Raw genomic sequence first — 17,806 nt, 5'->3', positions numbered from 1 at the left:
CGGGTGCCGTGACCAAGGCCCGTTTGGCCCGGTGTCAGGGAGAGTGGCCCGGCCCGGTGCGGCGGAGGAGGTAGAGATCCATGACCCAACCGGCCGTCGTACGCAGTCGGTCGCGCTCGACCTCGATCTGCGGTGTGTTCTCTCGGAGGTCGCCGGCCAGCAGCGACTCGTGCTCGGTGCCGAGGTTGCCGCCCCACCAGATCTGCCAGTCGCCTTCGATCGACGCGGCGTCCAGGGTGCGGTTCAGCATGACGAGGATGTTGTCGGTCCCGCGGGCTACTTCGTCGGCAAGGCGACGGCCGGTGGTGACGGTGATCGAGGTGCCGATCTCGTTGAGTACCAACCCATGTCGTGCGGCCAGCAGCTGGATCGCACTGATGCCGGGGATGGTGTCGATCGTCAGGCCGAGGCCGGTCGAGCGGACCTGCTCCAGGATCCGCAGGGTCGAGTCGTAGAACGCCGGGTCACCCCAGACGAGGAACCCGACGCGGCGGCCGACATGCGTCGCGAGGACCTCGGCGAACGCTGTCGCCCGAGCCTGGTGCCAGACCGACACGGCTTGCTCGTACGACGCCTGGTCGCCGACGTGGTCAGCGCGCCGCTCGCGCGGTGGGTCGTGCACCACGACCGACCTCGCCTGCGCAGCGTGCTCGGCCACGATCTGCTCGCGTACGTGCACGAGGGGGTCCTCACCGGACCGTTTGTCGGTGAGGAGGACGGCGTCCAGCTGTCCAAGCGCCCGAATCGCTTGCAGCGTCAGGTGATCGGGACTGCCACAGCCGATACCGATCACGCTCACGTGCACTGGCTCACTCATCGCGACTCGCGGTCCTCCAAGTCACCCTCGAGCTCCAGATACACCTGCTGGAGTGCCTCCAGGGTGCCCGGCTCGGGCTCGGCCCACAGCTCACGCTCGTGCGCCTCGTGCAGCCGCTCGATGATGCCTCGCAACGCCCAGGGGTTGGCGTGCCGCATGAACGCCTGCGTCTCCTCGTCGAGCGCGTAGGTCTGGGCGAGAGTCTCATACATGTGGTCGGTGACCACGCCGGTCGTCGCGTCGTATCCGAAGAGGTAGTCGACCGTCGCTGCCAGCTCGAACGCACCCTTGTAGCCATGCCGCCGCATCGCGGAGATCCAGCGAGGGTTGACGACGCGGGCCCGGAAGACGCGAGATGTCTCCTGACCCAGCGAGCGCGTACGGACCACATCGGGCGAAGTGGAATCTCCGATGTACGCCGCCGGCTCCTCTCCCGTGAGCGCGCGCACCGTGGCGACCATGCCGCCGTGGTACTGGAAGTAGTCGTCGGAGTCGGCGATGTCGTGCTCGCGGGTGTCAGTGTTCTTGGCTGCCACCGCAATTCGCCGGTACGACGTCCGCATGTCTTCCTGCGCGGGAGCGCCGTCGAGGTCGCGGCCGTAGGCGTAGCCACCCCACGTCGTGTAGACCTCGGCCAGGTCCTTGTCGTCGCGCCAGCTGCCGGACTCGATGAGGGGGAGGATGCCCGCCCCGTACGCGCCTGGTTTGGAGCCGAAAATCCTTGTGGTTGCTCGCCTTTCGTCGCCGTGCTCCGCAAGGTCGGCCTGTGCGTGCGCGCGGACGAAGTTCTGGTCCTCGGGCTCGTCGAGCGCGGCCACGAGCTGAACGGCATCGTCCAGCATGGTGACCACGTGGGGGAAGGCGTCGCGGAAGAAGCCCGAGATGCGGACCGTGACGTCGATGCGCGGCCGACCCAGCTCGTCGAGCGGGACGACCTGCAGCTCCGTCACGCGGCGGGAGGCCGGATCCCAGATGGGGCGAACACCGAGCAGTGCCAGCACTTCTGCGATGTCATCGCCCGAGGTGCGCATGGCCGATGTGCCCCAGACGGAGAGCCCGACCGACCGGGGGTAGTCGCCGGTGTCGGCGACGTAGCGCTCGAGCAAGGAGGTCGCGAGCTGTTGGCCGGTCTCGAAGGCCAACTGGCTCGGCACGGCCTTCGGATCGACCGTGTAGAAGTTGCGGCCGGTCGGCAGGACATTGACCAAACCGCGCAACGGAGACCCGGACGGGCCGGCCGGGATGTAGCCGCCGTCCAGGGCGTGCAGCACGTTGGTGAGCTCGTCCGTGGTCCGACCGAGCCGCGGGACGACCTCCGTGGCCGCGAACTCAAGGACCCGGCGTACGTCTGACTCGGCGGTCGGTGCGTGCTCGGCGACGACGGTGGCTGCGGCCGCGGGCGCCCAGTCCGCATCCTCCATCGCTTGAACCAGGGTGCGGGCCTGCTGCTCGACAGCATCGACGGCGGCCAGCTCGGAGCCACCTTCCTTCAGCCCCAACGCTGTTCGCAGCCCGGGGAGCGCACCTGCCTGACCCGCCCACACCTGAGATGCGCGCAGTATGGCGAGCACGAGGTTGACCCGCGCCTCGCCGCTCGGCGCCTGTCCGAGGACATGCAGGCCGTCCCGGATCTGGGCGTCCTTGACCTCGCACAGCCAGCCATCGACGTGCAGCAGGAAATCGTCGAACTCGGCGTCGTGGGGCCGGTCGTCCAGGCCGAGGTCGTGGTCCATCTTGGCCGCCTGGATGAGGGTCCAGATCTGCGCGCGGATCGCAGGCAGCTTGGCCGGGTCCATCGCCGCGATATTGGCGTGCTCGTCCAGCAGCTGCTCGAGACGGGCGATGTCGCCGTACGACTCGGCGCGGGCCATGGGCGGCACGAGGTGGTCGATGATCGTGGCGTGCGCGCGGCGCTTGGCCTGCGCGCCCTCGCCCGGGTCGTTGATGAGGAACGGGTAGATCAGCGGCATGTTGCCGATGGCGGCGTCGGTCGCGCAGGTGGCGGACATCGCGGCGTTCTTGCCGGGCAGCCACTCCATCGAGCCGTGCTTGCCGAGGTGAACGACCGCGTGAGCGCCGAATCCCCGCTCCAGCCAACGGTATGCGGCGAGGTAGTGGTGCGATGGCGGCATGTCGGGGTCGTGATAGATCGCGACCGGGTTCTCGCCGAAGCCACGCGGCGGCTGGATCAGGATCACGACGTTGCCGGCCTGGATGGTGGCGAGCACGATCTCGTCGGCCTTGTTGACGAACAGCGAGCCGGGCGCCTCGCCCCAGGTCTCGCGCATCGAGTCCCGCAGCTGATCGGGCAGGTTCGCGGTCCAGGTGCGGTAGTCGCCGGCGCTGACTCGCACAGTGCCGTCGTCGAGCTGGGCGTGCGTGAGCCACTCCTCGTCCTGCCCGCCCGCATCGATGAGCGCATGGATGAGAGCGTTGCCGGCGGTGGTGTCCGGCTCCTCGCCTTCGATGGGCTCGACGTCGTCCAGCCCAGGTATCGCGCCGACCGGGCCGAGGTCGTACCCCGCCTCGCGCATGGCGCGCAGCAGCCGGATCGCGGTGACGGGAGTGTCGAGTCCGACTGCGTTGCCGATGCGGCTGTGCTTGGTCGGGTACGCCGACAGCATCAGCGCGACCTTGCGGTCCTTCGGCGGCACTCGGCGGAGGCGGGCGTGCGAGACCGCGATGCCGGCAAGGCGGTGACAGCGCTCCTCATCGGCGACGTACGACGGCAGTCCGTCCTCGTCAATCTCCTTGAACGAGAAGGGAACTGTGATGATCCGGCCGTCGAACTCGGGGATGGCGACCTGGTTGGCCGAGTCAATGGGCGAGAGGCCGTCGTCGGACTCGGCCCAGTCCTCGCGCGACCACGTCAGGCACAGGCCCTGCAGGATCGGGATGTCCAGGGCCGCCATCGCCGCGACGTCCCAGGCCTCGTCGTCCTCGCCGGCGCCGGCGGTCGCAGGCTTGCTGCCACCGGCCGCGAGCACCGTGACGATGAGCGCGTCCAGGGTGCCGAACGCCTCGATCAGATCAGCGGGCGCACTGCGCAGCGAGGACGAGAAGATCGGCAGCCCGACGGCCTCGCCCGTTGCATCGATGGCGTCGGCAAGGTCGTGCACAAAGGCGGCGTTGCCGCTGCTCTCGTGCGCTCGGTAGAACAGGATGCCGATGCGTGCACGGTCTGTGGTCTCGATACGCCGCTCGTCCCTCACGGCTACTCGACCAGCGGGGCTGCGGTCCCTCACGGCTACTCGACCAGCGGGGCTGCGGTCCCTCGTGGCTACTCGACCAGCGGGGCTGCGATCGAGCCAGCCCCAGGTCGGCATCTCCGCGGGTGCCTCGAAGCCCTCGCCGGTGAGCAGCACCGTGTCCGACAAGAAGGCGTGCAGCTGGGTGAGGTTGGCGGGTCCGCCCTGCGCGAGATAGAGGTGAGCCTGGGCCGCCGTTCCGACCGGCACGGTCGAGAGCGACATCAGCTCGGCGTCCGGCAGCTGCTCGCCACCGAGCACGACCGTCGGTGTCCCCGACGCGGCGATGGCGTCCAGCCCGTCCTGCCAGGTGCGCGCGGTGCCGAGGATGCGCACAACGACGAGGTCCACGGAGGTGAGACGCTCGGGGAGGCCGGCGACCGGCGTACGGCTGGGGTTGCCCAGGTCGAAGTCGGCACCGCTGGCGCGGGCGGACAGCAGATCGGTGTCGGACGTGGACAGCAGCAGGATGCGCGTCATCGAGGAGCTCCTTAGCGGGGTTCTCGCCCCGTGATGGTCGGAGATCCCCGCGGCCAGTGTCTGGCTGGTCGGCGCTGGCGCCGGCTTCACAGTGGCGGAACCGCCCCGGAATGGCACCGGGTTCCTGGTCTCGCAGGGATGTGCCCGCTCAGGCTACCCCGAGGGTCGTGCGAGCATGTCCGCCGTGACTCGCACCCGCCTCGACCGCTGCCCTGGCGTGCTGCGGCCGTGGCGCGCGGACGACGGGGACCTGCTGCGCGTACGACTGCCTGGCGGTCGGGTGAGCGCGTCTGGCCTGACAGCGCTCGCCGATATCGCCGAGCGCGAGGGCGACGGGTACGTCCACCTCACCTCGCGCGCGAACGTCCAGCTGCGTGGGCTCGCGGCGGGCCTTGACGTGAGCGACGAGATCGAGGCTGTCGGCCTGCTGCCGCGGCGCTCACACGACCTCGTCCGCAACATCACTTGCTCCCCGCTCACGGGACTTGCTGGCGGGATCGTCGACCTGCGAGGCGTCGTCGCGGACCTCGACGAAGCGCTGCTGGAGGATGACGCCCTGGCCGGTCTGCCGGGCAAGTTCCTCTTCGCGCTGGACGACGGGCGGGGTGACATCGCGGCGGCGTCGGTCGACCTGGGCGCTGTCGTCATCGCGCCCGACTCGGCGCAGATCGTGGTCGGTGAGCGCGCCGACTCGGTGGTTGCGGTCGACCAGATCGTGGCGACACTGATCGACCGCGCCCATCGTTTCCTCGCAGTCTGTGGTGAGGGCGAGAGTGCGGCCTGGCACGTCCAGGAGCTGCCCGGTCAGGGCGTCGAGCTGGGAGCTGCGGTCCGGTGGGAGCGGCAGGATGGCCAGCCACCGGCGTACGGTCCGATACGGCAGAACGACGGACGCTGGGCCGTCCACCTTGATCTGCACGATGGGGCGGTCCCGGCTGACCGAGTACGCGAGATCGCTTCGTACGCCACGGGACTCGTCATCACGCCATGGCGCGGCATCGTGCTCTACAACCTTGACTATCTGCCGAAGGAGCTCGCGTGAAGGCGCCGACGAGACGCTACGACTACGAGACCGATGGGGCCGAGATCTATCGGCAGTCCTTCGCGACGATCCGCGCGGAGGCCGACGCGGCGCACCTTCCTGCGGACGCCGAGAAGGTCGCCGTCCGGATCATTCACGCCTCCGGGCAGGTCGATCTCGCAGCGGACCTGCGCATCACCGACGACTTCGTAGCCGCCGCGCGTACCGCCCTCGCCGCCGGTGCGCCCATCCTGACCGACGCCAACATGGTTGCGTCTGGGGTGACCAGAGCCCGGCTCCCGCGCGACAACGATGTGGTCTGTCTTCTCCGCGATGAGCGAGTTCCTTTGCTGGCCAAGGAGTTCGGGACGACCAGGTCGGCAGCGGCGGTCTCGCTCTGGGGCGAGCGACTGGCCGGCTCGGTGGTGGCGATCGGCAACGCTCCGACTGCGCTGTTCCACCTGCTCGAGCTCTTGGCCGACGGCGCCGCACCGCCCGCCGCCGTGATCGGTGTGCCGGTCGGTTTCATCGGCGCCGCGGAGTCCAAGGAGGCTTTGGAGTCGTACGCACCGCGCGTCCCGCACCTCACGGTTCGTGGTCGCCGAGGTGGGTCGGCCATGGCTGCCTCCGCGCTCAACGCCATCGCGCAGGAGGCGGAATGAGCACGGGCATCCTCTATGGGATTGGGGTCGGCCCCGGCGATCCAGAGCTGTTGACACTCAAGGCCGTTCGGCTGATCGACCGCGCAGGCATCATTGCCTATCATTCCGGTCGACCAGGCTCGTCCAACGCGCGCGCGATCGTGGCAGACCGGCTTGACGGCAAGGTCGAGGAGGAGCTGGTCTATCCCGTCACGACCGGGACGGTTCAGCACCCGGGCGGCTATGCGGGTGCGATGGAGGAGTTCTACGAGGCGTCCGCGAGCCGGCTCGCAGCCCATCTCGCCGCGGGTCGCGATGTGGTGCTCCTGTCCGAAGGTGACCCGTTGTTCTACGGCTCCTTCATGTACATGTACGACCGCCTCAGCGCCGACTACCGAGTCGAGATCGTGCCGGGCGTGACCTCGATGGCGGCCGCCACGGCAACGGCCGCGATGCCGTTGGTGCGGCAGGCCGATGTGCTCACCGTGCTGCCGGGCACCCTGCCCGAGCCGGAGCTCGCGCGCCGGTTGGCCGACACCGAGGGTGCGGTCATCATGAAGCTCGGTCGCACCTTCCCCGCGGTCCGTCGGGCTCTGGAGTCAGCCGGACGGCTCGACGACGCCGTCTTCGTCGAACGCGCGTCGACCGACCGCGAGCGGCTGCTGCCGGTGTCGGAGGTCGACCCGGCGAGCGTGCCGTACTTCTCGGTCATCCTCGTGGGCGGCGACTCCGCACCGTCCCGCCGTCGTCATGGCGAGGCGTCAAAGCCGTTGTCGGACAGCGAGTCTCGTGCTCAAGAGGTCTACGTGGTCGGTCTCGGACCAGGACCCGACGAGTGGATGACACCCGAGGTGAGCCAGGTCCTGGCGGAGGTCGACCACGTGATCGGCTACGCGCCCTACGTCAACCGGGTGCCTCAACGTCCGGGCCTGCTCCGGCACTCCAGCGGCAACACGGTTGAGGTCGACCGCGGTCGTCTTGCGCTCGATCTCGCAGTGAGCGGGGAGCGGGTCGCCGTCGTCTCGGGTGGGGACGCCGGTGTCTTCGGCATGGCCTCGGCGGTGTTCGAGGCGCAGGCGACGGATCCGGCGTACGACGTCGTGCACGTCCGCGTGCTGCCGGGGCTCTCGGCCGTGCAGGCTGTGGCAGCCCGGGCCGGGGCACCGATCGGCGGGGACTTCGCCGTCATGAGCCTGTCCGACCGGCTCAAGCCCTGGTCGGTCATCGAAGAACGGCTGCGGGCGGTGGCGACAGCCGATCTCGTGCTCGCGATCTACAACCCGAGGTCACGAGCGCGCCCACACCAACTGGCCGACGCGCAACGAATCATGCTGGAGCACAAGGACTCTCCAACCCCCGTGATCATCGGACGCGACGCGGGTCGTACCGACGAGTCGTTGGTCGTCACGACCCTTGGCGAGCTCGACCCCGAGACTGTCGACATGAAGTGCCTGCTCATCATCGGGTCGTCCGCCACTCGGGTGTCCGCCGGCGGAGCAGTGTGGACCGCTCGCTCTGTCGCGCGGTCCACGAGCTGAGGGCCAACCCGCAGGCGGTGAGCACCGCCGCGACCAGGTAGATCGGTCGAGGGCCTGCGCCCGAGTCGGTGATGAGGCCGCCGATCAGCCCGGCTGCAGCCGCCGCGACCTGGTAACCGGACGCGTTGACGGCCATCGCCAGGGTCGGGGCGTCGGCAGCGGCGGACATCACGCGGGCTTGCATGCCCGGGATGACGGCAAACCCGAGCGCGCCGATGACGACGACGGCCGCGGCGCCGGGTAGGGGACTCGTGGCGACCAACCAGGAGACGACCAGGGCGACGGCGAGCGCGCCCAGCAGGAGCGGCAACGCGGACTGCGGCCGTCGGTCGAAGACGAACCCGCCGAGGAGGTTGCCGACGGTCGCGCCGACCCCGTAGGCCAGCAGCAACATCGGCAGGCCGTTCGCGGCGCGTCCGGCAACCTCCGTCATGAGGGGAGCGAGATAGCTGAACACCATGAGTACGCCGACGTTGCCGACCGCGGTCACCGCGAGTGCTCCGATGACAGGACGCCGACGCAGCACGCGCAGCTCGCCGATCGCCGAGCCGCGGCGCTCGCCGGGCTCGGGGTCCGTGACCGCTCGAGCAACGAGGAGGAGGCCGGCCAGGCAGGCCACGCCGATGCCGCCGAACGTCGCGCGCCAGCCCCAGTGGTGGCCGATGACGGTGCCGATCGGAGCGCCGATGACCATCGCCAGACTCATCCCGAGCGCGAGCCGGGCCACCGCCGTCGCGGCGCGTTCCGGCGGCCCCAGGCGTACGGCCAGGACCATCGCCTGCGCGAAGAACGTCGAGGTCACCAGGGCCGTCAGGACTCGTGCGGCCAGGACCGTGGCGAAGGTGGGCGCGAGGGCCGATCCGATGTTGCCGACCACGGCGACCCCGAGCAGCGCCAACATCAGCGGTTTCCGCGAGGCCCCTGTCGTCAGCGCAGTCAGCACGGGACCACCGATGATCATGCCGGCTGCGTACGCGGTGATCAGCAGCCCGGCCTGACCGACCGGGACACCGAGATCTGCCGCGACGTCGGGCAGGATCCCGGCCACCGCGAACTCCCCGGTCGTCACGCTGAACACGCAGAACATCAAGATCGCCAGCTGCTTCACGCCGGTACGCTAAAGCCTCACGTCAACGTGAGAGTCAAGCCTGGAGAGGGTCGCTCAGATGAAGATCGGGGAGCTGTCACGGCGCGTGGGTGTGAGCATTCGGGCCCTTCGCTACTACGAGGAAGTGGGTCTGCTGCAGCCCTCTCGGACGCCCAGCGGCTACCGCATCTTCGACGAGGACGACGTGCAGACCGTCGCGCACATCCGGTTGCTGCTCGCGGCCGGACTGCGTACCGAGCTCATCACGGAGATGCTCTCCTGCATGACCGGCGAGACCGTCCTGGGCGACGGATGTCGAGGTCGGTTGGAGGTCGAGCGGCAGCGACTCACCGACGAGATCGACCGGGTTGGTGCGGCACGTTCCGTGCTCGACGATCTGCTGGCCGGGACGGCGTCCTAGGGCTCAGCGCCCGGCCCGGTCGCGAGCGGGGTCGTACAGATGCGATCCGCGTGGCGCCTCAGCGGAGAGCGCGGCACCCACGACGATGACCGCCGCCTGTGTGAGGCCCGCTTGCTCGACCTGGTCCGCGATGTCGGACAGCGTGCCGGTGAGTACGACCTCCTCCGGCTGCGAGGCGCGGTAGACGACCGCCACCGGGCAGTCGTCGCCATAGTGCTCGACCAGCTCAGCGGCCAGCTCACGCGTGCGACGGATCGCCAGGTGAAGCACCAAAGTCGCTCTGCTGGCAGCGAACTGGGCCAGTGACTCCGTGTCAGGCATCGCCGTCGAACGCGCCTGCGTGCGGGTCAGCACCACCGACTGCGCAACCTCAGGGATGGTCAGCTCAGCACCCAAGATGGCGGCTGCGGCGGCGTACGCCGGGACGCCGGGTGAGACGTCCCACGGCACTCCGGCAGTGTTGAGGCGGGCCTTCTGCTCCGTGAGCGCGGAGTAGACGGACGGGTCACCCGAGCACAGGCGTACGACGTCCTCGCCTCGCTCATGAGCCTCGACGAGGTGCGCGGTGATCTGGTCCAGATCGAGGTGCTGGGTGTCGATCAGCCGCGCGTCGGGGGAGGCGTGAGAGAGGACCTCGTGATCGAGGTAGGTGCCGGCGTAGAGGACTGTCCCGGCTTCGGAGATCAACCGCGCCGCACGCAGGGTCAGCAGGTCAGCGGCGCCTGGCCCGGCGCCGACGAAGTGCACCGTCACCGCGTCAGACTCCACTGGGTGATGGCCCGTGAGGGACGCCAACCACGCATGGTGCCAAGGGGTTCCACGGTCTCGACGGTGATCCTGCTGAGCTCGCCGCCGTGCTCACGCTGGGCGGCGACGAGGACGCCTTCGGTATCGATGGTCACCGCGTGCGCGACAAGGCGGCCTCCCTCGGACAGGGCCTCCAGACATCGGTCCAGCACGCCGGCTATGCCGGCACCGCCGCCGACGAAGATGGCGTCCGGCTGGGCGAGTCCGTCGAGTGCCTCGGGCGCGGTGCCCGTCACGACCTCGAGGGTCGGCAACCCGAAGCGGGAGGCATTGCGCGAAATGCGTTCTGCACGCTCAGGACTCGACTCGATGGCGATGGCCGTGCAGTCGCGGTGAGCGCGCATCCACTCGATGGCGATCGAGCCGGCGCCGGCGCCGACGTCCCACAGGCGCTCGCCCGGGCGAGGAGCAAGTCGGGCGAGCGCACTGGCTCGGATGTCGCGCTTGGTGAGCTGGCCGTCGTGCTCGAAGGCGTCGTCGGGCAGCCCGGCAACCAGTCCGTGCGACGGCGCATCGGCAGGGCAGGTGATGCACAGGATGTTGAGCCGGGAGACCTCGGCGCTCCAGGTCTCGGCCCTGCCGCGGGCCACCCACTCGTCCGGAGCGGCCAGGTTGGACCAGGCGGTCATCTCGGCGGTGCCCATGCCCTGCTCGGTCAGCAGCTCGGCGACGGCCCCTGGGGTCGACTCGTCGGCGGACAGCACGGTGAGGCGGCGTCGCGGTGCGAGGCGGCGAGCCAGGTCCTCGACCGGTCGGTCGACCAGCGAGACGACGGTGGCCGACTCGTAGGGCCAGCCCATCCGGGCGTGGGCGAGCGAGACCGACGAGACCGCTGGCACGATCTCGACCCGCTCGGGTCCGAGCAGGTCGATCAAGGTCGTGCCGACGCCGGAGAGCAGCGGGTCACCGGACGCGAGAGCCACCAGCCGGCGGCCGTCGTACTGGGCCAGGAGTGCCGGGAGACCTTCGCGCAGGGGAGAGGGCCACGACCGGCGTACCTGCCTCGGCACGTCGGGCACCATGTCGAGGTGCCGACGTCCCCCGACGACGACCTCGGCACCCAGCACGATCTCCTGTCTCGAACGCGGAAGGCCCGACCAGCCATCAGCGCCGATCCCCACGACAGTCACGGTGTTCACAGGCGGGACCCTAACCACAAACCACCGTCTCGGCCTCGACCGACAGGCGCAGCGCTGTTCACAAGCGGACGCTAGGGTGCGAAGCGGCAGATGCGAGGTGCCCCTAGCAGGGAGAATCGGGAAGCCGGTGAGATTCCGGCACAGGACCCGCTGCGGTGACCGAGACAGCCACTGACACTGCGCGTGCGCAGCCACTGGGAGACCGGGAAGGCGTGTCAGTGGGCTCGGAAGTCCGAAGACCGGCCTCGCAGCAACCGACGTGCCGCGTGTGTCCGGTGCGTCCGTGGGAACGTGACGACGATGCCGGACCGAGGGAGCCTGCGACCTCGGCCGGAGGAGGAGTCTCGTCCAGAGGGATCAGTCTTCATGCAGGCTTCACCGACCTTTCCGTTCACCGCCGTCGTCGGCTCCGACGACATGTCGCTCGCGCTGCTGCTGACATCCGTCGCCCCTGAGGTGGGCGGCGTCCTCGTCCGCGGCGAGAAGGGCACCGCCAAGTCGACGATGGTGCGCGCGCTCGCTGCGCTGCTGCCTGACGTCGCGGTGGTCGAGGGCTGCCGGTTCTCGTGCGACCCGTCCCACCCGGACCCGCGTTGTCCCGACGGCCCGCACTCTGGCTCGCCGACCACGCGCCCCGCCCGGCTCGTCGAGCTCCCCGTCGGCGCGAGCGAGGACCGGGTCATGGGCTCGCTGCACCTGCACAAGGCGTTGTCGGAGGGCGTGGCGGAGTACGAGCCCGGCCTGCTGGCCGCCGCCCACCGCGGACTGCTCTACGTCGACGAGGTCAACCTGCTGCACGATCACCTGGTCGACGTCCTGCTCGACGCCGCGGCCATGGGGCGCTCGACCGTGGAGCGCGAGGGCGTCTCGGTCTCGCACGCCTCACGCTTCGTGCTCGTCGGCACCATGAACCCTGAGGAGGGCGAGCTCCGCCCACAGCTGCTCGACCGCTTCGGCCTGACCGTCGAGGTACGCGCACCTCGCGATCCGCAGACCCGCGTCGAGGTCGTACGCCGGCGCCTGGCTTTCGATGCCGACCCCGCCGGTTTCGCAGCGGCCTGGGCTGCCGACGAGGCTGCCCTCGCCGACCGAGTCATCAACGCTCGCAAGGCGGTTGGTTCGGTGGACCTGTCAGATCGGGCGTTGACCAAGATCGCCGAAGTGTGTGCGGCGTTCGAGGTGGATGGCATGCGTGCCGACCTGGTCACCGCGCGTGCGGCCGCTGCGCATGCAGCCTGGGAGGGTCGCTCTGCGGTCACGACCGAGGACATCCGGGTCGCGGCACGGCTGTCGATCCCGCACCGTCGTCGACGCAACCCGTTCGATGCCCCGGGGCTCGACGAAGACCTGCTGGACCAGCTGCTGGGCGACGACGAGCCGCCACCGCCGCCACCGCCCCCGACGGATGGCGAACCGAGCGACTCGGACACCGGCGACGGCGAGCCCGAGCCGCCCGCTCAAAACGGACCCGCGGACGACACGTCGGAGCCCCCGGAATCGACCCCCGACCAGTCCGCTGCACCGTCCGACCAGTCGGCTGCACCGCCCGAGTCGCCCGAGTCGCGCGAGATGCCGCCTGGCTCCGGCTCGGCGGCGGAGTCCACCATCCGTTCCGGGCAGCCATACCGCGCCCGACTCTTCAGCGTGCCGGGCACCGGCGAGGGTGAGGCGGGACGCCGCTCCGCCGCCGTGACCACGACGGGCCGGACCGTGGGAGCCCGCCGGCCCGACGGAGAGCCCGGGCCGCTGCACCTCGCAGCCACGATCCGAGCCGCAGCGCCGCACCAGGCCGCGCGTCGGCGTACGACCCGGCTCGAGCTCCGGCACGAGGATCTGCGCCTCGCCCGGCGAGTCGGCCGCGAGTCCAACCTGGTGCTGTTCTGTGTGGATGCCAGCGGGTCGATGGCTGCGCGCCGACGGATGGAAGAGGTCAAGGCAGCCGTGCTGTCGCTGCTGCTCGATGCCTACCAACGGCGCGACAAGGTGGGATTGGTGACGTTCCGCGGTCAGGGGGCCGAGCTGCTGCTGCCGCCGACGTCGTCCGTCGACATCGCGGCCAGGCGCCTCGAAGAGCTGCCCGCGGGTGGTCGGACACCGCTCGCGGAGGGGCTGCTGCAGTCGCTGGAGACGTTGCGCATCGAACGGCTGCGTGATCCCCGACGGCGGCCGCTGCTGGTCGTGGTGACCGATGGGCGGGCGACCCAGGGGCCCGAGGCGGTCGCCCGCTCGCGTCAGGCGGCTGACGCACTCGCGGCATCCGGCGTCGCGTCGCTCGTGATCGACTGCGAGACAGGCAGATTCGCGATGGGCCTGGCTCGAGAGCTCAGCCATCATCTGCAGGCCGACTACGTCGCCGTCGGCGAGGTGGGCGCCCAGGACCTGACGGCCGTCGTACGCGGGAGGGCGAGCTGATGCCGCAGGGGCAACCGGCCGTCGTACCGGATGACAAGCTCACGACCCGCCAGCGCCGCAACCGTCCGCTGGTGATGGTCCACACCGGCGACGGCAAGGGGAAGTCGACGGCCGCGTTCGGACTGGCGCTGCGCGGCTGGAACCAGGGGTGGTCGATCGGGGTGTTCCAGTTCGTGAAGTCGGCGAAGTGGCGCATCGGCGAGCAGGCCGTCCTCGAACGGCTGGGCGAGCTGCACGATCAGACCGGCGAGGGCGGTCCGGTCGAGTGGCACAAGATGGGCTCCGGCTGGTCCTGGTCACGCAAGACCGGATCCGAGGACGAGCACGCGGCCGCGGCCGCTGAGGGATGGGCGGAGATCAAGCGCCGCCTCGCCGCCGAGCAGCACGGGCTCTACGTCCTGGACGAGTTCACCTATCCGATCCACTGGGGCTGGGTCGACGTCGAGGACGTCGTGCAGGCGCTCGCCGACCGAGCAGGTCACCAGCACGTCGTGATCACCGGCCGGCGCGCGCACCCTCGGCTGCTCGAGGCCGCTGACCTGGTCACCGAGATGACCAAGGTCCGCCACCCGATGGACGCCGGTCAGAAGGGTCAGCGGGGGATCGAGTGGTGACTCACCTGCCGCGGGTCGTGATCGCGGCGCCCGCTTCAGGCCACGGCAAGACCACCGTGGCCACCGGACTGATGGCCGCGCTGCGTCAACGCGGGCTCGCGGTCTCGGGTCACAAGGTCGGGCCGGACTACATCGACCCGGGCTACCACGCCCTCGCGACCGGCCGGCCCGGCCGCAACCTCGATCCGCAGCTCGTTGGCGAGGAACGTCTGGTTCCGTTGCTGCGGGGCGGCGCTCGCGGGGCGGACGTCGCCGTTGTCGAAGGTGTCATGGGTCTGTACGACGGCGCGATCGGCGGGCAGGGATACGCGTCCACCGCCCATGTCGCGCGTGTGATCGGCGCCCCCGTCGTGCTCGTGGTCGACATCTCGCACGCGTCACGGTCGATCGCGGCCGTGGTCCACGGGATGGCGACGTTCGACCCGGCGATCCGGATCAGCGGCGTCGTGCTCAACAAGTCGGGCTCGGAGCGGCACGCCGGTGAGGTCCGGGATGCTTTGCAGGACACCGGCATTCCCGTGCTCGGGGTGCTCGGCCGTGATGACGGGATCGTCGCGCCCGGACGCCACCTCGGTCTGGTGCCTGCGGTCGAGCAGCATGGCGCTGCCCAGGTGATCGAGCGGCTGGCCGCACAGGTCGCTGAGCGGATCGATCTCGACCACGTCCTCGAGATCGCGTCGTCCGCATCGGCCTTGGACGGCGAGCCGTGGGACGCCGGTCGAGAGGTCGAGCCGGTCTTGGGCTCGCCCGTGATCGCCGTTGCCGGTGGTCGCGCCTTCTCCTTCCGATACGCCGAGACGGATGAGCTGCTGCGCGCGGCCGGTTGTGTGACGGTCGAGTTCGACCCGTTGCAGGACGACGACCTCCCGGCGCGAACGCAGGGGATCTACCTCGGTGGTGGCTTCCCGGAGGCGCATGCGAGTGGTCTGGCCGCCAACGGTCGGATGCTCGACGCACTCCGACGTGCCATTGCCGCCGGCACTCCAACGGTCGCCGAGTGCGCCGGCCTGCTCTACCTCTGCCGGTCGCTGGACGGGACGCCGATGGTGGGCGCGATCCCCGCTGAGGCGCGGATGGCCCCAAGACTCACGTTGTCGTACCGCACCGCGATTGCGCCCGCGGACCATCTGCTCGGCCTCGCCGGATCGCGGCTGGCCGGCCACGAGTTCCACCGCACAACAGTGTCGCCCGTCGCGGGTGACGCACCGGCATGGCTGCTCGACGGCCGGCCCGAGGGCTACTCGATGGACCCGGCAGGCGTGGGACGGGAGACGCTGCACGCGTCGTACCTGCACACGCACTGGGCCGGACACCCAGCAGCAGCACAGCGATTCGCGGCCTCCGCGGCAGCCGCCGTCCCAACGTCGCCGACAGTGCATGCCGCGTCGCTACCCGAGGCCGGGAAGCGACGCGGCTTGCACGATCGGCCAGGTGCCGGGCTCGAGTTCCATGGTGATCAGGAGCTCGGCCCGGGGCTCATCGACTTCGCGGTCAATGTGCAGCAGGCGCCGCGTCCGGCCTGGCTGGATGCAGCCCTCGAGAGGTCGCTGGCCGCCACCAGCTATCCGGATGCCGCGCAGGCCCGAGATGCACTCGCGGCTCGGCACCTGCGGCCGGTCGAGCAGGTGCTGCCGACGGCCGGGGCGGCGGAGGCCTTCACGCTGATCGCGCGAGCTCGCGCCTGGCAGCGACCTGTCGTCATCCACCCGCAGTTCACCGAGCCGGACCGCGCCCTGGCGGCGGCGGGACTGACACCCGAGCACGTGGTGCTCGGCCCGGACTTCGAGCTCGACCCTGTCCGCGTGCCGACCGCGGCCGACCTGGTGATCGTGGGCAACCCGACCAACCCGACCGGCGTGCTGCATCCCGCAGCCACCCTGCGCGCTCTCGTCCGGCCCGGCCGAGTCGTCGTGGTGGACGAGGCGTTCATCGACGCCGTTCCTGGTGAGCGCGAATCCCTTGCTGCCCAACAGATCTCGGGTCTCCTCGTGCTGCGCAGCCTCACCAAGACCTGGTCGATCCCTGGCGTCCGCGCCGGCTACATCGTGGGCGATCCGGAGATCGTTGCGGACTGCGTACGCCAGCAGCCGCCATGGTCGGTCAGTGCGCCGGCTCTGGCTGCCCTGGCGGCCTGCACGAGCCCCGAAGCCCGTGCCGAGGCAGAGCGCAGAGCCGTCGAGATCGACACGTCGCGCACGGTGCTCGAGCGCGGCCTGCGCGACCTGGGCGTACGCGTGGTGCCCGGCTCGGCTGCGCCGTTCGTCCTTGCGCAAGTCGGGAGTGGTGTGCGAGAAGCATTGAGAGACAAGGGCTTTGCCGTACGCCGAGGAGACACCTTCCCCGGGCTCGACCCTGCGTGGGCGCGCATCGCGGTGCGTGACTCAGCGACCACTCGCCGCCTGCTGCACGCTCTCGCCGAGGTGCACGCCGAGGGCCTGGCGGTGACCGGATGAGCGGCTACAGAGCTCAGCTGCCGGTGGCCGGACGGCAGGTCCTCGTGGTCGGTGACGGGCCGGGCCTCGTGGTCGAGGTCACCGCCCTGCTGGACGCAGAGGCGATGGTGACGGTTGCCGCGGCAACGGTGCCGGCCGCGGTGGAGGACCTGGCCGACCGACGAGTCATCCGGTGGTTGCGTCGAACGTGGTCGCCCTCCGACGTGAGTGCGGTCGATCTGGTAGTCACCACTGTCGCCGACGAAGAGCTGGTTCGCGCCGGATCTGACTGTGCCACTTGGGTGGTCGTCACCGAGCGCGTCACGCCGGCGCGCTCGGTTCAACGAGGTCGAGTGACCCTCGTCGGTGGGGGACCCGGTCCGGCCGGACTCCTGACCCTCGCTGGCGCAGCGGCGCTCCGGACCGCCGACGTGGTGGTGTGCGACCGTCTGGCTCCGCTCTCGACGCTGCGCGAGCTGGCGCCGGGCGCCGAGGTGATCGACGTCGCGAAGGTCCCGCGCGGGCGCTCGACGTCGCAGGAGGCGATCAACACGATCCTGGTCGACCGCGCGAGAGCGGGGCAGCACGTCGTACGGCTGAAGGGTGGTGACCCCTTCGTCTTCGGGCGAGGCGGCGAAGAGGCCATCGCGTGTGCAGACGCAGGCGTGCCGGTCAGCGTCATCCCAGGTGTCACGTCGTCGGTTGCGGGCCCGGCTCTTGCGGGCATCCCGCTCACGCATCGCGGTGTGGCGCAGGGGTTTTCGGTCGTGTCGGGTCATGTCCCGCCTGGCAGTCCGGAGAGCACCGTCGACTATGCGGCTCTCGCTCGGGCGGGGACCACGCTCGTACTCCTCATGGCTGTCGCGACCCTGCCGGCGATCCTGGAGGCCCTCGTCGAGGCCGGGCTCGACCCCGCCACGCCGGCTGCCACCGTCGCCGATGCGGGCATGCCGACTCAGCGGGTGGTCACCGCGACGGCATCGACACTGGCCGACGTCGTACGACAGTCAGGACTGGGCGCGCCCGCCATCACGGTCGTCGGCAGCGTCGTGGGCCTGCAACCACTGGGGGTAGGGCTGGAGTCGGCGCAGCGACCAGACCGGTCCGCCGGTGATCTCCACGCCGTCGAGCGGACCGGCTGAGACCTGG

At 70.2% G+C, this 17,806-nt stretch carries 13 protein-coding genes and 2 riboswitches; of the genes, 8 read left to right on the top strand and 5 right to left on the bottom strand.

What is annotated here, in order from left to right:
• Nucleotides 1–34: 34 nt before the first annotated feature.
• The gene (cobF, locus tag VV02_RS21255) at nt 35–817 is read right to left on the bottom strand and encodes a precorrin-6A synthase (deacetylating) (RefSeq protein WP_052594848.1); all 783 of its coding nucleotides are present in this window, start codon (nt 815–817) and stop codon (nt 35–37) included.
• Nucleotides 814–4,545, bottom strand: coding sequence for a cobaltochelatase subunit CobN (cobN, locus tag VV02_RS21250; RefSeq protein WP_052594846.1), 3,732 nt, complete (start codon nt 4,543–4,545; stop codon nt 814–816). The genes cobF and cobN overlap by 4 nt, the downstream gene beginning before the upstream one ends.
• 34 nt (nt 4,546–4,579) lie before the next feature.
• Nucleotides 4,580–4,721, bottom strand: a riboswitch (cobalamin riboswitch).
• On the opposite strand from cobN, the gene VV02_RS21245 reads away from it, so the two are divergent.
• The 3 genes from VV02_RS21245 (at nt 4,721) to VV02_RS21235 (ending at nt 7,745) form a co-directional block, all read left to right on the top strand.
• A complete protein-coding gene (locus VV02_RS21245) occupies nt 4,721–5,587 on the top strand; it encodes a hypothetical protein (RefSeq protein WP_052594844.1) in 867 nt (288 codons plus the stop codon). (Overlaps the previous riboswitch by 1 nt.)
• A complete protein-coding gene (locus tag VV02_RS21240; protein WP_052594842.1) occupies nt 5,584–6,228 on the top strand; it encodes a precorrin-8X methylmutase in 645 nt (214 codons plus the stop codon). The genes VV02_RS21245 and VV02_RS21240 overlap by 4 nt, the downstream gene beginning before the upstream one ends.
• Nucleotides 6,225–7,745 carry a precorrin-2 C(20)-methyltransferase gene (locus VV02_RS21235; protein WP_052594840.1) on the top strand — a complete coding sequence of 507 codons (1,521 nt, stop codon included), beginning with the start codon at nt 6,225–6,227 and terminating at the stop codon, nt 7,743–7,745. Before VV02_RS21240 ends, VV02_RS21235 begins: the two co-directional genes overlap by 4 nt.
• Here the strand turns inward: VV02_RS21235 and VV02_RS21230 are convergent.
• Nucleotides 7,666–8,853, bottom strand: coding sequence for an MFS transporter (locus VV02_RS21230; RefSeq protein WP_052594838.1), 1,188 nt, complete (start codon nt 8,851–8,853; stop codon nt 7,666–7,668). The genes VV02_RS21235 and VV02_RS21230 overlap by 80 nt on opposite strands.
• Before the next feature lie 58 nt (nt 8,854–8,911).
• On the opposite strand from VV02_RS21230, the gene VV02_RS21225 reads away from it, so the two are divergent.
• Nucleotides 8,912–9,253, top strand: a complete 342-nt coding sequence (locus VV02_RS21225; RefSeq protein WP_052594836.1) for a MerR family transcriptional regulator — start codon at nt 8,912–8,914, stop codon at nt 9,251–9,253.
• Between the two features lie 3 nt (nt 9,254–9,256).
• Here the strand turns inward: VV02_RS21225 and cobM are convergent, their stop codons facing one another.
• Both cobM and cbiE read right to left on the bottom strand, forming a co-directional pair.
• Nucleotides 9,257–10,006: a precorrin-4 C(11)-methyltransferase gene (gene cobM / locus VV02_RS21220; protein ID WP_052594834.1), complete on the bottom strand. Its 750-nt coding sequence runs from the start codon at nt 10,004–10,006 to the stop codon at nt 9,257–9,259.
• Nucleotides 10,003–11,199: a precorrin-6y C5,15-methyltransferase (decarboxylating) subunit CbiE gene (cbiE, locus tag VV02_RS21215; protein ID WP_245633157.1), complete on the bottom strand. Its 1,197-nt coding sequence runs from the start codon at nt 11,197–11,199 to the stop codon at nt 10,003–10,005. The genes cobM and cbiE overlap by 4 nt, the downstream gene beginning before the upstream one ends.
• Nucleotides 11,200–11,277: 78 nt before the next feature.
• A riboswitch (cobalamin riboswitch) is annotated at nt 11,278–11,461 on the top strand.
• Nucleotides 11,462–11,565: 104 nt separating this feature from the next.
• Here cbiE and VV02_RS21210 point away from each other — a divergent pair.
• From VV02_RS21210 to cobA, 4 genes are read left to right on the top strand one after another with little or no spacing between them, the layout of a single operon-like run.
• The gene (locus tag VV02_RS21210) at nt 11,566–13,611 is read left to right on the top strand and encodes a putative cobaltochelatase (protein ID WP_052594830.1); all 2,046 of its coding nucleotides are present in this window, start codon (nt 11,566–11,568) and stop codon (nt 13,609–13,611) included.
• Nucleotides 13,611–14,225 (top strand): cob(I)yrinic acid a,c-diamide adenosyltransferase, encoded by a 615-nt coding sequence (cobO, locus tag VV02_RS21205; protein WP_052594828.1) that lies wholly within the window; start codon nt 13,611–13,613, stop codon nt 14,223–14,225. Before VV02_RS21210 ends, cobO begins: the two co-directional genes overlap by 1 nt.
• A complete protein-coding gene (cobBC, locus tag VV02_RS21200) occupies nt 14,222–16,678 on the top strand; it encodes a bifunctional hydrogenobyrinic acid a,c-diamide synthase/histidinol phosphate aminotransferase CobBC (RefSeq protein WP_052597375.1) in 2,457 nt (818 codons plus the stop codon). The genes cobO and cobBC overlap by 4 nt, the downstream gene beginning before the upstream one ends.
• Complete coding sequence (gene cobA, locus VV02_RS21195; RefSeq protein WP_052594827.1) at nt 16,675–17,799, top strand: uroporphyrinogen-III C-methyltransferase; 1,125 nt, start codon at nt 16,675–16,677, stop codon at nt 17,797–17,799. Before cobBC ends, cobA begins: the two co-directional genes overlap by 4 nt.
• Nucleotides 17,800–17,806 lie beyond the last annotated feature (7 nt).

The organism is Luteipulveratus mongoliensis (assembly GCF_001190945.1).
Classification (GTDB): Bacteria; Actinomycetota; Actinomycetes; order Actinomycetales; family Dermatophilaceae; genus Luteipulveratus; species Luteipulveratus mongoliensis.
The sequence above is the reverse complement of the archived record's forward strand: the minus strand, read 5'-3'. Positions and strand labels throughout refer to the sequence as shown.